The organism is Nevskia sp., from assembly GCF_021732705.1.
Lineage (GTDB): Bacteria > Pseudomonadota > Gammaproteobacteria > Nevskiales > Nevskiaceae > Nevskia.
This window is the reverse complement of sequence record NZ_JAKFUM010000004.1, coordinates 1-16,754: the sequence shown is the minus strand read 5'-3', so window position 1 is coordinate 16,754 and position 16,754 is coordinate 1. Positions and strand designations below refer to the sequence as shown.

16 protein-coding genes and 1 pseudogene are annotated in these 16,754 nt (G+C 67.0%); all 17 read left to right on the top strand.

Annotated elements, in window-relative coordinates; translation table 11 throughout:
- Positions 1 to 1,344 carry a hypothetical protein gene (locus tag QZ951_RS04735; RefSeq protein ID WP_292999095.1) on the top strand — a complete coding sequence of 448 codons (1,344 nt, stop codon included), beginning with the start codon at positions 1 to 3 and terminating at the stop codon, positions 1,342 to 1,344.
- Positions 1,345 to 1,532: 188 nt separating this feature from the next.
- Positions 1,533 to 2,630, top strand: a complete 1,098-nt coding sequence (gene nadA, locus QZ951_RS04730; RefSeq protein WP_292999093.1) for a quinolinate synthase NadA — start codon at positions 1,533 to 1,535, stop codon at positions 2,628 to 2,630.
- A 54-nt stretch (positions 2,631 to 2,684) separates the two neighbouring features.
- Complete coding sequence (gene glyA / locus QZ951_RS04725) at positions 2,685 to 3,956, top strand: serine hydroxymethyltransferase (protein WP_292999091.1); 1,272 nt, start codon at positions 2,685 to 2,687, stop codon at positions 3,954 to 3,956.
- A 164-nt stretch (positions 3,957 to 4,120) separates the two neighbouring features.
- The gene (gene nrdR / locus QZ951_RS04720; RefSeq protein ID WP_366943801.1) at positions 4,121 to 4,711 is read left to right on the top strand and encodes a transcriptional regulator NrdR; all 591 of its coding nucleotides are present in this window, start codon (positions 4,121 to 4,123) and stop codon (positions 4,709 to 4,711) included.
- A 17-nt stretch (positions 4,712 to 4,728) separates the two neighbouring features.
- Positions 4,729 to 5,802: a bifunctional diaminohydroxyphosphoribosylaminopyrimidine deaminase/5-amino-6-(5-phosphoribosylamino)uracil reductase RibD gene (gene ribD / locus QZ951_RS04715; RefSeq protein ID WP_366943804.1), complete on the top strand. Its 1,074-nt coding sequence runs from the start codon at positions 4,729 to 4,731 to the stop codon at positions 5,800 to 5,802.
- Positions 5,803 to 5,813: 11 nt separating this feature from the next.
- Entirely contained in the window at positions 5,814 to 6,422 is a 609-nt protein-coding gene (locus tag QZ951_RS04710; RefSeq protein WP_292999087.1) for a riboflavin synthase, read from the top strand.
- Entirely contained in the window at positions 6,419 to 7,579 is a 1,161-nt protein-coding gene (ribBA, locus tag QZ951_RS04705) for a bifunctional 3,4-dihydroxy-2-butanone-4-phosphate synthase/GTP cyclohydrolase II (protein ID WP_292999085.1), read from the top strand. The genes QZ951_RS04710 and ribBA overlap by 4 nt, the downstream gene beginning before the upstream one ends.
- A 49-nt stretch (positions 7,580 to 7,628) precedes the next feature.
- Positions 7,629 to 8,135 (top strand): 6,7-dimethyl-8-ribityllumazine synthase, encoded by a 507-nt coding sequence (gene ribH / locus QZ951_RS04700; protein ID WP_366943803.1) that lies wholly within the window; start codon positions 7,629 to 7,631, stop codon positions 8,133 to 8,135.
- Positions 8,128 to 8,625 (top strand): transcription antitermination factor NusB, encoded by a 498-nt coding sequence (gene nusB, locus QZ951_RS04695; protein WP_292999081.1) that lies wholly within the window; start codon positions 8,128 to 8,130, stop codon positions 8,623 to 8,625. Before ribH ends, nusB begins: the two co-directional genes overlap by 8 nt.
- Before the next feature lie 3 nt (positions 8,626 to 8,628).
- On the top strand, positions 8,629 to 9,627 hold the full coding sequence (gene thiL / locus QZ951_RS04690; RefSeq protein WP_292999079.1) for a thiamine-phosphate kinase: 999 nt from the start codon (positions 8,629 to 8,631) through the stop codon (positions 9,625 to 9,627).
- Positions 9,620 to 10,420 carry a glutamate racemase gene (gene murI, locus QZ951_RS04685; protein ID WP_292999077.1) on the top strand — a complete coding sequence of 267 codons (801 nt, stop codon included), beginning with the start codon at positions 9,620 to 9,622 and terminating at the stop codon, positions 10,418 to 10,420. The genes thiL and murI overlap by 8 nt, the downstream gene beginning before the upstream one ends.
- A 137-nt stretch (positions 10,421 to 10,557) precedes the next feature.
- Positions 10,558 to 11,598 carry a hypothetical protein gene (locus QZ951_RS04680; RefSeq protein WP_292999075.1) on the top strand — a complete coding sequence of 347 codons (1,041 nt, stop codon included), beginning with the start codon at positions 10,558 to 10,560 and terminating at the stop codon, positions 11,596 to 11,598.
- 166 nt (positions 11,599 to 11,764) lie between these two features.
- A complete protein-coding gene (locus tag QZ951_RS04675; RefSeq protein ID WP_292999073.1) occupies positions 11,765 to 12,229 on the top strand; it encodes a phosphatidylglycerophosphatase A in 465 nt (154 codons plus the stop codon).
- 94 nt (positions 12,230 to 12,323) lie between these two features.
- Positions 12,324 to 14,129 carry an acyclic terpene utilization AtuA family protein gene (locus QZ951_RS04670; protein ID WP_292999071.1) on the top strand — a complete coding sequence of 602 codons (1,806 nt, stop codon included), beginning with the start codon at positions 12,324 to 12,326 and terminating at the stop codon, positions 14,127 to 14,129.
- A 120-nt stretch (positions 14,130 to 14,249) separates the two neighbouring features.
- A complete protein-coding gene (locus tag QZ951_RS04665; protein WP_292999069.1) occupies positions 14,250 to 15,899 on the top strand; it encodes an electron transfer flavoprotein-ubiquinone oxidoreductase in 1,650 nt (549 codons plus the stop codon).
- A 35-nt stretch (positions 15,900 to 15,934) separates the two neighbouring features.
- Complete coding sequence (locus QZ951_RS04660) at positions 15,935 to 16,582, top strand: carbonic anhydrase (protein ID WP_292999067.1); 648 nt, start codon at positions 15,935 to 15,937, stop codon at positions 16,580 to 16,582.
- A gap of 46 nt (positions 16,583 to 16,628) precedes the next feature.
- A pseudogene (locus tag QZ951_RS04655) lies at positions 16,629 to 16,754 on the top strand (EtfB protein); the annotation flags it as partial.

The following is a 16,754-nucleotide window of genomic DNA, read 5'->3' as shown; positions in this document are numbered from 1 at the left end:
ATGATGAAGATTCGCCCGATGCTCGTTCGCGCCATTCCGTCGGTCGCGATCGGCGCCACCCTGTTCGGCCTGACGGCCTGCAACCCGGTAGGCGAGGGCATCGGTCCGACACGTCTCGTGGTCAATGGCCCGGGCGCCGTGCTTGATGCGGCCACCGGCCGGGTTTACGAGTGCCTGCGCACGCCGATCACCGCAACGCTGTTCTTCAGCGACGGTTCGGCAGCCGATTTCACCAACCGCGTGCGCTGGTCCAGCAGCAACACGGCGGCGCTGCGCGTCAGCAATGGCGACGAGCCGCTGCCGGCGCCGACCGTCGGCAACTTCGCGCCGGGCACGGTCACGCCGGTGGCACCGGGCAACGCGACGGTCACCGCAAGCTTCAGTTCGTTCTCGGACACGATCAACCTGACCGTCGCCACGCCGACCAGCCTGACGATCCAGCAGACCAATCCGCAGACGCTGATTCCGCAGTCGCTGGTCAACAACACGCTGCGCATCGGCCCGACGACGGTTGCGGATCTGTCGGTACTGGCGGTCGTCGACGGCATTCCGAGCACGGTCGATGTCGCCGCGACCTGGGCATTTGACGTGCCGAACACGGCCGTGGCCACGATCGACCCGACCAGCGGACTGATCGCGGCGGTGGCGCCGGGCACCTTGACGGCACGCGCCCGGTTCGCGCCGTGCACGATGTCGGCGGCGGCCACCGTCACCGTGGCGCCGATCACCGCGATCTCGCTGCGGCCGGAGTTCAACAGCGGCGCGCCGGATTTCACGCCGGTGCCGCTGGTCGTCGGCAACAACGAACGCATCACCGCGATGGCGGACTTCGGCAATGGTCCGGAGCAGGACATCAGCACGCAGACCGTGTTCACCTCCAGCGCCCCGACCGTCGCCGGCATCAATGTCATTCCGGGCCTGACCAATGTGCTGTCGGCGCTGACCGCCGGCGGACCGGTCACCATTTCGGCCACGTTCACCAGCGCCGGCACCGCGATTGCCGCCCCGCCGATCCAGGTCAGCACCGTCGCCGGGACCCTGCAGAGCATTGCGCTGACGCCAGCCACCGCGACCAGCATTGCCGGCAGCAGCCTGATCACCGAGTTCCGCGCGATCGGCACCTATACCGGCGGCATCACGCAGGAAGTGACCCGTCAGGTCTCGTTCACGTCCAGCAATCCGGTCGCCGGCATCGTCAGTGGCGCGCTGCAGACGGCCGGACAGGTGACGCCGGGCAGCCTGACGCCGGGAACCACGACGATCACGGGCACGGCGACCTCGTCCGGCGTGACGCCGGCGCCGACGGCGACTGCGACCTACACCACGGTGGCGCCGACGCCCTGACGGTCGGCACCGCTCGCCACGGCGAGCGCGGTCGAATGCGTTCGATGACCGCGGCGGGTGTCCGGTGCGAGCAGGGCCGCCATGGCCACTGCCGGCCGGATTCGCGACGTTGAACGCAGTAGCCGACCCGTTCGGCTAAAATGATGCGATGTCGCGGACATGCTCTGCGGCACTTGAAGGAGGCCGTCATGGCTGCCGCTCTGAAAATCGATCAGTTCAACCTGCTGGACGACGACTCCTGCGATGCCCGCATCATCGCGGCCAAGCAGATTCTCGGAGATCGCCTCGCGATCCTCGGCCACCACTATCAGCGCGACGAGGTATTCAAGCACGCCCATTTCTCGGGCGACTCGCTGAAGCTGTCGCAGCTGGCGGCGAAGACTTCCGCCGAATACATCGTGTTCTGCGGCGTCCACTTCATGGCTGAAGTGGCGGATATCGTCACCAACGGTGAACGTCAGGTGATCCTGCCGGACCTCGCCGCCGGCTGCTCGATGGCCGACATGGCCAATCTGGTCAAGGTCCGCAAGTGCTGGGAAGAGCTGTCGCAGATCCTGGATCCGGACGAGAAAGTCACCCCGGTCACGTACATCAATTCTGCCGCCGACCTGAAGGCGTTCTGCGGCAACCACGGCGGCATCGTCTGCACGTCGAGCAATGCCCGCGCGGTGCTCGAATGGTCATTCGGCCGGCGCGAGAAGGTGCTGTTCTTCCCGGACCAGCATCTCGGCCGCAACACCGGCCTGACGATGGGGATTCCGCTGGAGCAGATGGTTACCTGGGACTTCACGAAGCCGCAGGGTGGCCTGACCGTCGACGAGATACGGCAGGCCAAGATCATCCTGTGGAAGGGTTTCTGCTCGGTGCACCAGATGTTCCACCCGGCGCAGATCGAGAAATTCCGCCGCGAAGTGCCGAACGGCCACGTCATCAGCCATCCGGAAAACAGCTACGAGGTCTGCCAGGCTTCGGATTTCGTCGGCTCCACCGAATACATTCTGCGCGTGGTGCGCGCGGCTGAGCCCGGTTCGCACTGGCTGGTCGGCACCGAGCTGAATCTGGTCAACCGGCTGCGCGACGAGATGAAGCCGAAGAATGTGACCGTCCAGTTCATGTCGCCGATGGTGTGCATGTGCTCGACGATGTTCCGCACCGATCCGCAGCACCTGGCCTGGGTGCTCGACAATCTGGTCGCCGGCACCGTCGTCAACCGCATTCAGGTGCCGAAGGACGTCGCCGTGCCGGCGCGCCGGGCGCTGGACCTGATGCTTGAAGTGGTTGATTGAGCCGCACCGCGCACTGCTCCCGAATTCCCTTCCATCACGCCCCCGAAGACGACCATGTTCACCAACGCTCCGTCGCTCGCTGTCGCCGATCCCGAACTCAACGCCGCGCTGGTCGCCGAATCCGGCCGCCAGGAAGCGCACATCGAGCTGATTGCGTCGGAAAACTACGCCAGCCCGGCAGTGATGGAAGCGCAGGGTGGCCAGCTGACGAACAAGTACGCCGAGGGTTATCCAGGCAAGCGCTACTACGGCGGCTGCGAGTTCGTCGACATCGCCGAACAGTTGGCGATCGATCGCCTGAAGCAGCTCTACAACTGCGATTACGCCAACGTGCAGCCGCACTCGGGCGCGCAGGCGAATGCCGCGATCTTCCTGACCCTGGTCAATCCGGGCGATGTGGTGATGGGCATGAACCTCGCGCAGGGCGGTCACCTGACGCACGGCCATCCGGCGAATTTTTCCGGCAAGCAGTACAAGATCGTGCCGTACGGTCTGGACCCGGAAACCGGCCTGATCAACTACGACGAGATGGAGCGGCTGGCGCTGGAGCACAAGCCGAAGCTGCTGATCGGTGGCTTCTCGGCGTATTCGCGGGTCAAGGACTGGGCGCGGATGCGGGCCATCGCGGACAAGGTCGGCGCCTATTTCTGGGTCGACATGGCGCACGTCTCCGGCCTGATCGCGGCCGGTGAATACCCGAGCCCGGTGCCGCACGCGCATGTCGTGACCTCGACCACGCACAAGACTCTCAGAGGCCCACGCGGCGGCATCATCATCGCCAACGGCCAGGGCGAGGATTTCTACAAGAAGCTGAACTCGGCGGTGTTCCCGGGCATCCAGGGCGGCCCGCTGATGCACGTGATCGCGGCCAAGGCCGTGGCGTTCAAGGAAGCGCTCGATCCGTCGTTCAAGATCTACCAGCAGCAGGTCATCGCCAACGCTCGCGCGATGGCCAAGGTCTTCCTCGATCGCGGCTACAAGGTGGTCTCGGGCGGCACCGACAACCATCTGTTTCTGCTCGATCTGGTCGCCAAGAACGTCACCGGCAAGGACGCGGAAGCCGCGCTCGGCCGCGCCCACATCACCGCCAACAAGAACTCGGTGCCGAACGATCCGAAGTCGGCGTTCGTGACCTCGGGCCTGCGCCTCGGCTCGCCGGCCTCGACCACCCGCGGCTTCAAGGAAGCGGAGATGGCGCAGGTGGCCACCTGGATTGCCGATATCGTCGATGCCATGTCGGCCGGTGGCGATGTCGATGCCGTCGTCGCCCGCGTCAGCGGCGAGGTGGCAAAGCTGACGGCGCGCTTCCCGGTCTATCGGTCGTGAGGCGTGCGACTGTTAGACGTGAGGGGTGAGGCGACTACCGTGAGGCGTCAGGCGTGAACGGTGAGGCGGAAAAGCGGTGTGCAGCGCGCGCTTCAGTGGCTGCGCGCCTGCTGTCGTCGTCCCGCCGCCCGCTTCCCGCCTCTCGCCTCGCGAGGGCTTAGCCCGTGCAATGCCCGTTCTGCAAAGCACCGGACACGCGCGTGATCGACTCGCGCCTGTTCGAGGACGGCACGCAGGTGCGTCGACGGCGCGAGTGCCCCGCCTGCGATGCCCGCTTCACCACGTTCGAGCGCTCGCAACTGCAGATGCCGTACGTGCTCAAGCGCAGCGGCACGCCGGAACCGTTTGACGAGGACAAGCTCCGCCGCGGCATCGAGCACGCGATCTTCAAGCGGCCGGTGCCACCCGACAAGGTCGATCACGCGATCGAGAACGTCATCCGCAAGCTGCGGGCGGTCAACGAGCGCGAAGTGCCGTCGATGCGCATCGGCGAGTGGGTGATGGATGAGCTGCGCGATCTCGATCACGTCGCCTATGTCCGCTTCGCGTCGATCTACCGGAGCTTCGAGGACGTCAACGCGTTCCGCGAGGAAATCGCGCGACTCGAACAGCTGCCCACCGCCGAGGCGCGGCGCAGCCAGATGCTGCTGATCGACTCCGAACCGGCCGCCAATGCGGCCATTGCGCTGGCCACCGCCAAGCGTCAGGCCGCCGAGCACGCCAAGCCCGCCAAGACCAGCAAGCGGGTCAAGTGAGCGATCCCGCCATCTGGATGCGTCGCGCGCTCGCGCTGGCCGCGAACGGCCGCGCGACCACCCATCCGAACCCCCGAGTCGGCTGCGTCATCGTTCGCGATGATGGCGAGGGTCCGCGCATCGTCGGCGAAGGCTGGCATCAGCGGGCCGGCGAACCGCATGCCGAAGTCTTTGCCCTGCGCGCGGCCGGCGCGCGGGCGCGCGGCGCCGATGTCTACGTCACGCTCGAACCCTGCGCCCATCACGGTCGCACGCCGCCGTGCGCCGATGCGCTGATCGCCGCCGGCGTGCGCCGGGTGTTCGCGGCGATCGGCGATCCGTTTCCGCAAGTGGCCGGGCAGGGCTTCGCGAAGTTGCGCGCGGCCGGCATCGAATGCACGGCGGGTCTGCTGGAAGCCGAGGCGCGGGCGCTGTGCCGCGGTTTCCTGTCGCGCATCGAGCGGCGCCGGCCGTGGCTGACCCTGAAGCTCGCGATGAGCCTCGACGGCCGCACCGCGATGGCGACCGGGGAAAGCCGCTGGATCACCGGCGATGCCGCGCGCGAAGATGTGCACCGCCTGCGCGCCGAGGCCGGTGCCGTGCTGACCAGCAGCGACACGGTGCTGGCCGATGATCCGGAACTGACCGTGCGCCTGCCGCGCGCGGCCGACGAAGGCTGGCGACAGCCGGACCGCATCGTGCTCGACACCTCGGCCCGGGTGCCGGCGACCGCGAAGGTCTGGAACCCCGGCGCGCGGCGCTTCTGGCTGACGGCGGTGGCGGCGACGGCACCGGCCGAGGTCGAATCGACCGTGCTGCTGCGCGATCTGAGCGGGCATCTGTCGCTGCCGGCGGCACTGCGCTACCTCGCCGCACGCGACATCAATGAAGTGTTCGCCGAGTGCGGCCCGCGCCTCGCCGGTGCGCTGCTGCGCGAGCGGCTGGTCGACGAACTGCTGGTCTACGCCGCGCCGAAGCTGCTCGGCGACGACGCCCGCGGACTGGTTCGCCTGCCGGGGCTCGAGCGCCTGGCCGACCATGTCGCGCTCGAATTCACCGGGGTTGAATTCCTCGGTACCGATCTCAAAATCACAGCCCGACCAAGGGCTTAGGAGCCGCAGCAATGTTCACGGGAATCGTCGAGGCGCTCGGACGCGTCGAGCAGATCGAACAGGTGGGCGGCGATGTCCGCCTGACCATCGCGACCGACGGCCATTATCTGGACGGCGTCAATCTCGGCGACTCGATCGCCAGCAATGGCGTCTGCCTGACGGCCGTCGCGCTGCCGCCGCAAGGCTTCGTCGCCGATGTCTCGGTCGAAACGCTCGATGCCACCACCGCGCGGCACTGGCAGGTCGGCACCCGGCTGAACCTGGAACGGGCGCTGACGCCGCACAAGCCGCTCGGCGGCCACATGATGTCCGGCCATGTCGATGGCGTCGGCCATCTGGTCGAGAAACACGTCGATGCCCGCTCGTGGCGCCTGACCTTCGAAGCACCGCCGGCCATCGCCCGCTACATCGCCCGCAAGGGCTCGGTGGCGATCGACGGAGTAAGCTTGACGGTCAACGCGGTCGACAAATGCCGGTTCGAGGTCAACATCGTGCCGCACACCTGGGAAAACACGACTCTGGGCGGTCTCGAGCCGGGCGGCGCGGTCAATCTCGAAGTCGACCTGATCGCCCGCTACCTCGAACGCCTGCTGGAGGCCCGCAGTGAGTCCGCATCATGAGTAACGTGCATCCGATTTCCGAGGCCAAGGGCCGCAGCCTCGACTCGATCGAAGACATCATTGCCGACATCAAGGCCGGCAAGATGGTCGTCGTCATGGATGACGAGGATCGCGAGAACGAAGGCGATCTGATCATGGCGGCGGTGCACTGCCGGCCGGAGGACATCAACTTCATGGCCCGCTTCGGCCGCGGCCTGATCTGCCTGACCCTGACCGCCGAACGCTGCCGCCAGCTGCGCCTGCCGCCAATGGTGGCCTACGGCGACGACCTGCATCAGACCGCGTTCACGGTGTCGATCGAAGCCTCGCAGGGCGTCACCACCGGCATCTCGGCGCATGATCGCGCCGCCACCGTGCAGGCTGCGGTCAAGTCCGATGCCCGTCCGGAAGACCTGGTGCAGCCGGGCCATATCTTCCCGCTGATGGCCCAGCCGGGCGGCGTGCTGACCCGTGCCGGCCATACCGAGGCGGGCTGCGATCTGGCCCGTCTGGCCGGCGTCGAGCCGGCGTCGGTGATCGTCGAAATCCTCAATGACGACGGCACGATGGCGCGCCGTCCGGATCTCGAGGTGTTCGCGCGGACGCATGGGCTCAAGATCGGCACGATTGCCGACCTGATCCGCTACCGCCTGCATCACGAGCACACCATCGAGCGCGTCGCCGAAACCACGGTGCGCACCGAGTTCGGCGATTTCCGGCTGGTGACGTATCAGGACGCCGTCGAGAACACGCTGCATCTGGCGCTGGTGCGCGGCAACATCGACGCCGCCCAGCCGACACTGGTCCGCGTCCATGTCGGCAACCTGCTGTCCGACGTGCTGTGCGTCGAGCACCCGGAATTCTCGTGGCCGCTGCGCAAGGCCCTGCAGCGCGTCGCCGAGGAAGGCAGCGGCGTTGTCGTGTTGCTGCGCAAGACCGCATCGCCGCGCGACCTGGTCAAGCAGATCATCGCGCTGTCGACACCGCACGCGGCACAGGCACAGGCGCCGGCACCGAGCGGTGACGACGCCCAATCCTTGCGCACCTACGGCATCGGCGCCCAGATCCTGATCGATCTCGGCGTGCGCCGGATGCGCGTGCTGTCGGGATCGTCGTACCGCATGCAGGCGCTGTCCGGCTTCGGTCTCGAAGTCGTCGAATACGTTCAGACCCAGTAACACCCACAAGAGCCCTTACGTGCCGAAAGCCGCCCCGAAGTCGTCGAAAATCGCCGCTGCAGCCGCTGCCCACAAGAGCGGCTACGCCGCGCCGCCGAAGCCCGAGAAGGGTGAGTTCAAGGATCGCCGCATCGCGGTGATCGCGACGCGCTGGAATGTCGAGGTGGTGGAAGCGCTGACGGCTGGCGTTCACAAGTGCCTGAAGGACTGGGGCGTGCCGGCGCGGAATGTCGAATCCTTCCTCGCCCCGGGTGCGTTCGAGCTGCCGCTGGCGGTGTCGGCGCTGATGAAGACCGGCCGCTTCGACGGTGTGGTCGCGCTCGGTGCGGTGATCCGCGGCGACACGCCGCATTTCGATTTCGTCGCCGGCGAATGCTCCCGCGGCCTGCGCGAGGCTTCGCAGATTTTCGGCACGCCGCTGGGTTTCGGGGTGCTGACGGTCAACACCGCCGAGCAGGCCTTCGAGCGCTGCAAGCCGGGCAAGGAAAACAAGGGTTACGAGGCGGCGGCCGCCATGCTCGAAATGATCCGTCTGGTGGGTTCGCTCGATGTCTGAGTCGGGCAAGCAGGACGGCGCGTCGTCTGCCGCCCAGTCGGCCGCACTGGGCGTCAATCCGACCAGCCGGCGCGGTCTGGCCCGGCGGCTGACGGTGCAGGCGGTCTACCAGTGGATCCTGAACCAGACCGCACCGGACACCTTGATCAAGGAATTCCGCGAGATGCCGGATGGCCTCGGCCGCGCCGATCCGATCTACTTCAGCGAACTGCTGCACGGCACGGTCAACGAGGCGGCCGTGCTGACCACGCAGATCGTGCCGCACCTCGATCGGCCGCTGAACCAGCTCGATCCGGTCGAATACTCGGTGCTGCTGATGGCGGCATTCGAGCTGAACCATCGGCCGGAAGTGCCGTACAAAGTTGTGGTCAACGAAGCCGTGAATCTGGCCAAGGTGTTTGGTGCCGAGGACGGCTACAAGTTCGTCAACGGCGTGCTCGACAAGATGGCGCGCACGGCGCGGGCCGTCGAGATCCAGGCCGGGCACTGACGCTTGGATGAGTTCGCGCTCATCCGCCGTCATTTCGCGTCGCTGACGCCGGCCAGCACCCGCGGCGTCACGCTCGGCATCGGCGACGATGCCGCGATCCTCAAGCCGCCGCCGGGCCATGAGCTGCTGATGACGACCGACACGCTCGTCGCCGGCCGGCACTTTCCGCTGCAGACCGCGGCGTTCGACATCGGCTGGAAGTCGCTCGCGGTGAACCTGTCCGACCTCGCGGCGATGGGGGCCGAGCCGCTGTGGTGCCTGCTGGCGCTGACCCTGCCGACGGCCGATGAGGCGTGGCTGTCCGGCTTCACGGCCGGGCTGTCGCAACTGGCCGCGCAGCATCGGGTTGCCCTGGTCGGCGGCGACACCACGCGCGGGCCGCTGTCGATCACGATCACGGCTGTCGGCGCGGCACCGGTCGGCGCCGCGCTGCGGCGCTCGGGGGCCCGCCCCGGCGATCACGTTTGCGTCACCGGCACGCTCGGCGATGCCGCGCTGGCCCTGATGCGCGGCGGGTTCATCGCCGGTGGTGCGGCTGATGCGCGCTCGCCGTGCGCACAGCGCTTGATCGACGATGCCGAGCTGCGGGCCCGGCTCGATCGACCGATCCCGCGTCTCGCCGCAGGCCTGGCGCTGCGCGGACTCGCGCATGCGGCACTGGACCTGTCCGACGGCCTTGCCGGCGATCTGCAGCATGTGCTCGCCGCGAGCGGCGTGGGCGCGGAGATCGACGCGGCGAGCCTGCCGATGTCGGCGGCATTCGCGCGGCAGGCACCGGACGCGGATCGGCTGGCGCTGCAGGCCGCCGGGGGCGACGACTACGAATTGTGTGTCTGCCTGCCGGAGTCGGCGCTCGCCGCGGCGACAGCCGCCTGCCGGGATGCCGGCGTGACCTTGACCGTCATCGGTCGCATCACGGCCGAGCCGGGGCTGCGCTGGCGCGCCGCATCGGGTGAAGCGATCACGATGAACCTGAGCGGCTACCAGCATTTTCATGACTGATTCTCCTTCGATGGCACCGATCGGCGTGTTCGACTCCGGCCTCGGCGGCCTGTCGGTGCTGCGCGAGATCGTCGCGAAACGGCCCGATCTGCCGGCGATCTATGTCGCCGATTCCGGCCACTGCCCCTACGGTGCGAAGTCGGCCGACCAGATCATCGAACGCGCGACTGCGATCACCGATTTCCTGCTCGGGCAGGGCGCGCAGCTGATCGTGGTGGCCTGCAACACGGCGACGATCGCGGCTGTCGAATACCTGCGCGCGAACTACTCGGTGCCCTTCGTCGGCATGGAGCCGGCGGTGAAGCCGGCGGTGGCGGCGACGAGAACCGGCGTCATCGGCGTGCTGGCCACCGGCGCGGCGCTGGCCGGCGACAAGCTGCACCGGCTGATCGATCGTCATCGCGGCGAAGTGCGGGTGATCACGCAGCCGTGCCCGGGGCTGGTCGAGCAGGTGGAGCGGGGCGATCTCGATGGCCCGGAAACCCGCGCGCTGCTGACGCGCTACGCCGAGCCGCTGATCGCCGCCGGCGCCGACACGCTCGTGCTCGGCTGCACCCACTACCCGTTCCTGCGGGCGGCACTGGCCGAGATCGCGGGGCCGGGCATCACCCTGCTCGATACCGGCGAAGCGGTCGCGCGGCGCGTGGCCAGCCTGCTGCCAGCGGTGCCGACAGCCGATGTGCGCGGCCCGCTGCGCTGGTACTCGACCGGCGATCCGGCGGCCACGGCCGCAGTCGGCGGTCGGCTGTGGGGGCAGGCGATCAAGGTCGACGCGATGCCGGAAGCGCCTTGAAGCCGGTCAGGAGAATGGGGATCATCGTCCGCGGATCGCCCATCATCGCGACTTCGCCACCGCTTGCGCATCCGCCAGAATCTTGACGCGTACAGTCCGGAGATGATGCGGGCCGACGGGTCACCACGGGACTTGCAGTGAACACGATCAGAAACACGTTGCTGACGCTCGCCTTGGCCATCTCGCTCGCGGCCTGCGAGCAGGGTTCTACGGACACGCCGCCATCGCCGGCACCGGCCGGGCCTTCCCCGGGCACGCCGCCGTCAGGCGCTACCGGCATCGACCCGGTCAATGGCTTCCAGACCACCAATCCGCCGATCACGCGCAGCACGGTCAATGACGGTGCCGGTTTCGTGCTGATTGCCGATGGCACGACGGCGACCTCGTTCACGATCACCGTCGACACGCGCGAACGCCGTTACGTGGTGATCCGGCCGGTGAATTCGGCTCCGAACGTGCCGGTGCTGCTGATGCTGCACCCGACGGCGACGACGCCGGAAACGATGGCGAACCTGGCCAACGTGTCGGATTACGTGCTGACGCAGGGCTTCTGGGCGGTGCTGCCGCAGGCGATCGGGGGCACCTGGGACGATGATCCGTCCAGCTTCGCGAACCTCGACATTCCGTTCATGAATGCGCTGCTCGATCGCCTGTACGCCGATCCTGCAATCGACGACACCCGCATCTACGCCACCGGCTTTTCCAGCGGCGGCTTCATGACCGAACGCATGGCCTGCGAACTGTCGCCGCGGATTGCCGCATTCGCGATTGCATCGGCCACGCTGCGCGGCTCGCAGGCCTCGGTCTGCGTGCCGGCCGTGCGGCGTCCGAAGGTTTATTTCCTCGGCACGTCCGATGCCATCGTCGCGTACAACGGCGTGTTCAGTGGCACCCCGAACGGCCTGTATTCCGCGGCGGACACCCTGCAGTTCTGGCGTCAGCAGCAGGGCTGCGGCGGCATCGTGTCGACCACCCTGCCGAACCGCGCGAACGACGGCACCACCGTGCAGCGCGACGAATACACCGGCTGCGGCAACGGCACCGCGCTGCAGCTGTACACCATCTACAACGGCGGCCACGCCTGGCCGGGTGGCGATCCCTCGTTCGTCGGTCAGGCCACGCAGGACATCGCGGCCACCGGTCTGCTCTGGCTGTTCGCCCGCGGCTACCGGCGCTAAGCGAGCGGATTGCGCGACGGGCCGGGTGAGTGCAGGCTCACCCGGCCTTTTTCATGCGCGACGCCTGATCCGCGCCAGCCGACCCCGGAGCCTCGCCATCAAGTCTTCCGCTCGATCCGCCCGCACGGCCTGGCGTCCTTCGCCCGGGCAGATTCTCGGCTCGCCAGTGCATCTGCTGGCTTTCGGACTCGGTACCGGGCTCGTGCCGAAGGGACCCGGCACGGCCGGCACCGTGGTCGGCATTCCGCTGTTCCTGGCGATGATGGCGCTGTCGCTGCCGGCGTTCATCGCAGTGACTGCGGCACTTTCGATCTTCGGCTGCTGGCTGTGCGGCGAAAGCGCGCGACGACTCGGCGTGCACGACTACGGCGGCATCGTCTTCGACGAGATCGTCGGCTATGTCATCGCGGCAATGCCGCTGTTGCCGATGTTCGCCCTGAATCGCCATGGACTGGTCGCCGGGCTGGCCGCGGCCTTCGTGCTGTTCCGGACCTTCGATATCTGGAAGCCATGGCCGATCGGCTGGCTCGATGCTCGCCTCGACGGCGGCGTCGGAATCATGGTCGACGATCTGGTGGCTGGCGTCTTCGCGGCCGCCGTGCTGTGGGGTGGCCTCGTGCTGCTGGGCTAGCCGCGCGCCGCGCCGACCTGGTAAGCCCCGTTGTTCTGGCAATCGCCGCCGCCATCCGGCAGATTGACGGCCCCCGCCGCCGCCGTCATTGCCGATGAAAACCGATCCGAATGCCCGCAAAGTCCGCATCGGCTGCGCCTCCGCGTTCTGGGGCGACACCAACACGGCAGCGGCCCAGCTGCTGCAGCTCGGTAAGCTCGATTATCTGGTCTTCGACTATCTGGCCGAGATCACGATGTCGATCCTCGCGGCCAAGCGTCTGAAGGATCCGAACGAGGGCTATGCCAACGATTTTGTCGAACACGTGATGGAGCCACTGCTGCCGGAGATTCGTCGGCAGGGCGTGAAGGTCGTGGCCAACGCCGGCGGCGTCAATCCGCTGGCCTGCAAGGCCGCACTCGAGGCCGCTGCCGCGAAGGCGGGTGTCGAGCTGACGGTGGCGGTCGTGCTCGGTGACGACCTGATTCCGCGCCGGGCCGAGTTTTCCGATCTGGTCGACTGGGAAACCGGCGCGCCGGCACCGGCCAATCTGCTGTCGCTGAACGTCTACCTCGGTGCGATTCCGATCGCGCAGGCGCTGGCCGCGGGCGCCGACATCGTCATCACCGGCCGCTGCGTCGATTCGGCCGTGGTGCTCGGACCGCTGATGCACGCGTTCGGCTGGGCCGCGGACGACTACGACCGGCTTGCCGCCGGCAGCGTCGCCGGCCATATCGTCGAGTGCGGCACGCAGTGCAACGGCGGCAATTTCACCGATTGGGAATCGGTGCAGCCCGGCTTTGCCGACATGGGATTTCCGATCGTGGAATGCTCGGCCGATGGCAGCTTCGTCGTGACCAAGCCGGACGGCACCGGCGGCGTCGTGTCGGTGCTGACGGTGCTCGAGCAGATGCTGTACGAGATCGGCGATCCGCGCGCCTACCTGCTGCCCGACGTCACCTGCGACTTCACCGGCGTGCGGCTCGAAGCCATCGGCGACCATCGCGTGCGGGTCACCGGCGCTCGCGGCACGGCGCCGACGGCGCAGTACAAGGCCAGCGCGACGTTCCCGGCCGGCATGCGCTGTGCGGCGCTGTTCATGATCGGCGGGATCGACGCGGCGAAGAAGGGCAGGGCCTCGGCCACGGCGATCATCGACAAGGTGCAGCGCCAGCTGCGCGAGCAGGGCCTCGGCGATTTCACCGGCGTCGACATCCACTGCATCGGTGCCGAGGAAAGCTACGGCCCGCACGCCCGGCCGGGTGCGGCGGCGACGCGCGAAGTCGTGGTCAAGATCGCCGTCCAGCATCCGAGTGCCCGGGCCATGAAGCTGTTCTCGCGCGAGATCGCGCAGGCGGCCACCGCGATGGCACCGGGCTACACCGGTTATTTCGGGGCCGGGCGACCGGAAGCGAACATGATTCCGAAGCTGTTCTCGACCCTGATCGCGAAGGATCGGGTCGCGATCGAGGTCGTCGTCGGAGACCGGCGGTTCCCGGTGCCGGTGCCGACGGCCGGCGGCCACATTCCCGCGCCGAAGGCTTCAGATGACGGCGCGTTGCCGGCGTTTGACGGCGAGATCGTCACCGTTCCGCTGATCCGGCTGGCCGTCGCACGGTCCGGCGACAAGGGCGATCACGCCAACATCGGCGTCGCCGCCCGAGAGGCGCGCTTCCTGCCGTACATCCGTGCCGAGCTGTCTGCCGAGCGCGTGCGCGGCTGGTTCCAGCATCTGCTGCGGCCGGATTCGACCGTCGAGCGCTGGGACCTGCCGGCATCGATGAGCCTGAATTTCCTTCTGCGTCATGCACTTGGCGGTGGCGGTGCCGCCAGTCTGCGCACCGATCCGCAAGGCAAGGCCTTTGCCCAGATGCTGCTCGACTGCCCGATCCCGGTTCCGCGCGCGCTGCTCGCGTCGTGAAACCATACTGTTCCGTATTGAAAATGGTGGTTTTGGCGGTTTCAGGGATGGTGCAGTGCGGCAGGCACGGTACAATGTGCAACTTTATTCAACAGTTTCCCTTAGCCAATCGAGTGCGCCATGTCCGTTGAACGCGATGTGATGGAGTATGACGTTGTCATCGTCGGTGCCGGCCCTGCCGGGCTGTCCGCTGCCTGCCGTCTGAAACAGAAAGCAGCCGAAGCCGGCGGCGACATCAGCGTCTGCGTGGTCGAGAAAGGCTCGGAAGTCGGCGCGCACATCCTGTCCGGTGCCGTGTTCGAGCCGCGCGCGCTGAACGAGCTGTTCCCGAACTGGAAGGAACTCGGCGCCCCGCTCGAAACCGAGGTCAAGCGCGACGACATCTATCTGTTCCGCAGCGCCACCAGCGCCGTCAAGCTGCCCGGCCTGTTCGTGCCGAAGACCATGCACAACGAAGGCAACTACATCATTTCCCTCGGGAAACTGGTGCGCTGGCTGGGTGCGCAGGCGGAAGGTCTGGGCGTCGACATCATTCCGGAATTCGCCGCGCAGGACGTCATCATCGAAGCCGGCGTGGTCAAGGGCATCACCATCGGCGACAAGGGTGTCGATCGCCACGGCAATCCCACCGACAACTTCGCGCCGGGCCCGGAAATCCGCGCCAAGTACACGTTCTTCGCCGAAGGCTGCCGCGGTCACATCGGCAAGCGTCTGCTGAAGGATTTCGCGCTCGACAAGGGCGTGGACCCGCAGCACTACGGCATCGGCATCAAGGAACTGTGGAAGGTCGATGCCGCAAAGCATCAGCCGGGCCTCGTCGTTCACGGCGCCGGCTGGCCGCTGACCGATGCCACCGGCGGCTCGTTCCTGTATCACCTCGAAGACAATCTCGTCGCCGTCGGCCTGATCGTCGACCTGTCGTACTCGAATCCTTACCTGTCTCCGTTCGACGAGTTCCAGCGCTTCAAGCACCACCCGGTGATTTCGCAGTATCTGGAAGGCGGCACCCGCATCTCGTACGGCGCGCGCGCCATCGCCAAGGGCGGTTTCAACTCGCTGCCGAAGATGGTGTTCCCGGGCGGCGCGCTGGTCGGCTGCGACCTCGGCACGATGAACTTCTCGAAGATCAAGGGCAGCCACACGGCGATGAAGTGCGGCATGCTTGCGGCCGACGCCGCAGCCAAGGTGCTGCTGGCCGGCGCGGTCGGTGGCGACGAACTGGTCGGCTTCCCGGCCGATTTCCAGGCCAGCTGGCTGCACGACGAGCTGTATCGCAGCCGCAACTTCGGCCCGGCGATCCACAAGTTCGGCACCTTCTTCGGCGGCGCGTTCAACTGGGTCGACCAGAACCTGTTCGGCGGCAAGATTCCGGTCACGCTGCACGACACCACGCCGGACTATCTGACGCTGAAGCCGGCGGCGCAGAGCACGAAGATCGACTACCCGAAGCCGGACGGCAAGTTGAGCTTCGACAAGCTGTCGTCGGTGTTCCTGTCGTCGACCAATCACGAGGAAGAGCAGCCGGTTCACCTGACCCTGCTCGACGCGACGATCCCGATTTCCAAGAACCTGCCGCTGTACGACGAACCGGCGCAGCGCTACTGCCCGGCCGGTGTCTACGAAGTGATCGCCAGCGGCGATTCCAAGCGTTTCCAGATCAACGCCCAGAACTGCGTGCACTGCAAGACCTGCGACATCAAGGACCCTTCGCAGAACATCAACTGGATCGCACCGGAAGGCTCGGGCGGCCCGAACTACGCCACGATGTAATCTGACGGCCCCCGAAGCCACTGCGAGACGCCGTCATGTCCGAACTCAAACCGCTGCTGGACAGCAACAAGGCCTGGGCTGCCGGCGTCGAGCAGCGGCACCCCGGATTCTTTGCCGAACTGTCGAAGCAGCAGGCCCCGGAGTATCTGTGGATCGGCTGTTCCGACAGCCGGGTGCCGGCCAACGAGATCGTCGGCCTGCCGCCGGGCGGCGTGTTCGTTCATCGCAACATCGCCAACGTCGTGGTGCATACCGATCTGAACTGCCTGTCGGTGATGCAGTACGCGATCGACGTGCTCAAGGTGAAGCACGTGCTGGTCGTCGGCCACTACGGCTGCGGTGGCGTGCTGGCGGCGATGAACGGCGCGCGCGTCGGGCTGGTCGACAACTGGCTGCAGCACGTTCGCGATGTCATCGAGCGCTTTCACGAGAAGCTCGACGCCGAGCCCGATCCGGTCAAGCGTGGCGACCTGCTGTGCGAGTTCAACGCGATCTCGCAGGCCGGCCATGTCTGCGAAACGACCATCGTCCGCGATGCCTGGGATCGCGGCCAGCCGTTGACGGTGCACGCCTGGGTCTATGGCCTGAAGGACGGCCTGATCAAGGAAACCGGCGTCAGCATCGGGGGCCTCGCCGAACTGAACATGCTGCGACGGAATGGACTGTTCGGCTCCGCCGCCTGAAGCATCCGTCCGAATTTCAATCACTGTGGTCTGCTAGAGAGAAGAGATGAAAGCACTGGTCAGCGTCAAGAGAGTGATCGACTACAACGTCCGGATTCAGGTGAAGCCTGACGGATCGGGTGTGGTGGTGGACGGTGTGAAGCACAGCGTGAACCCGTTCGACGAGATTGCG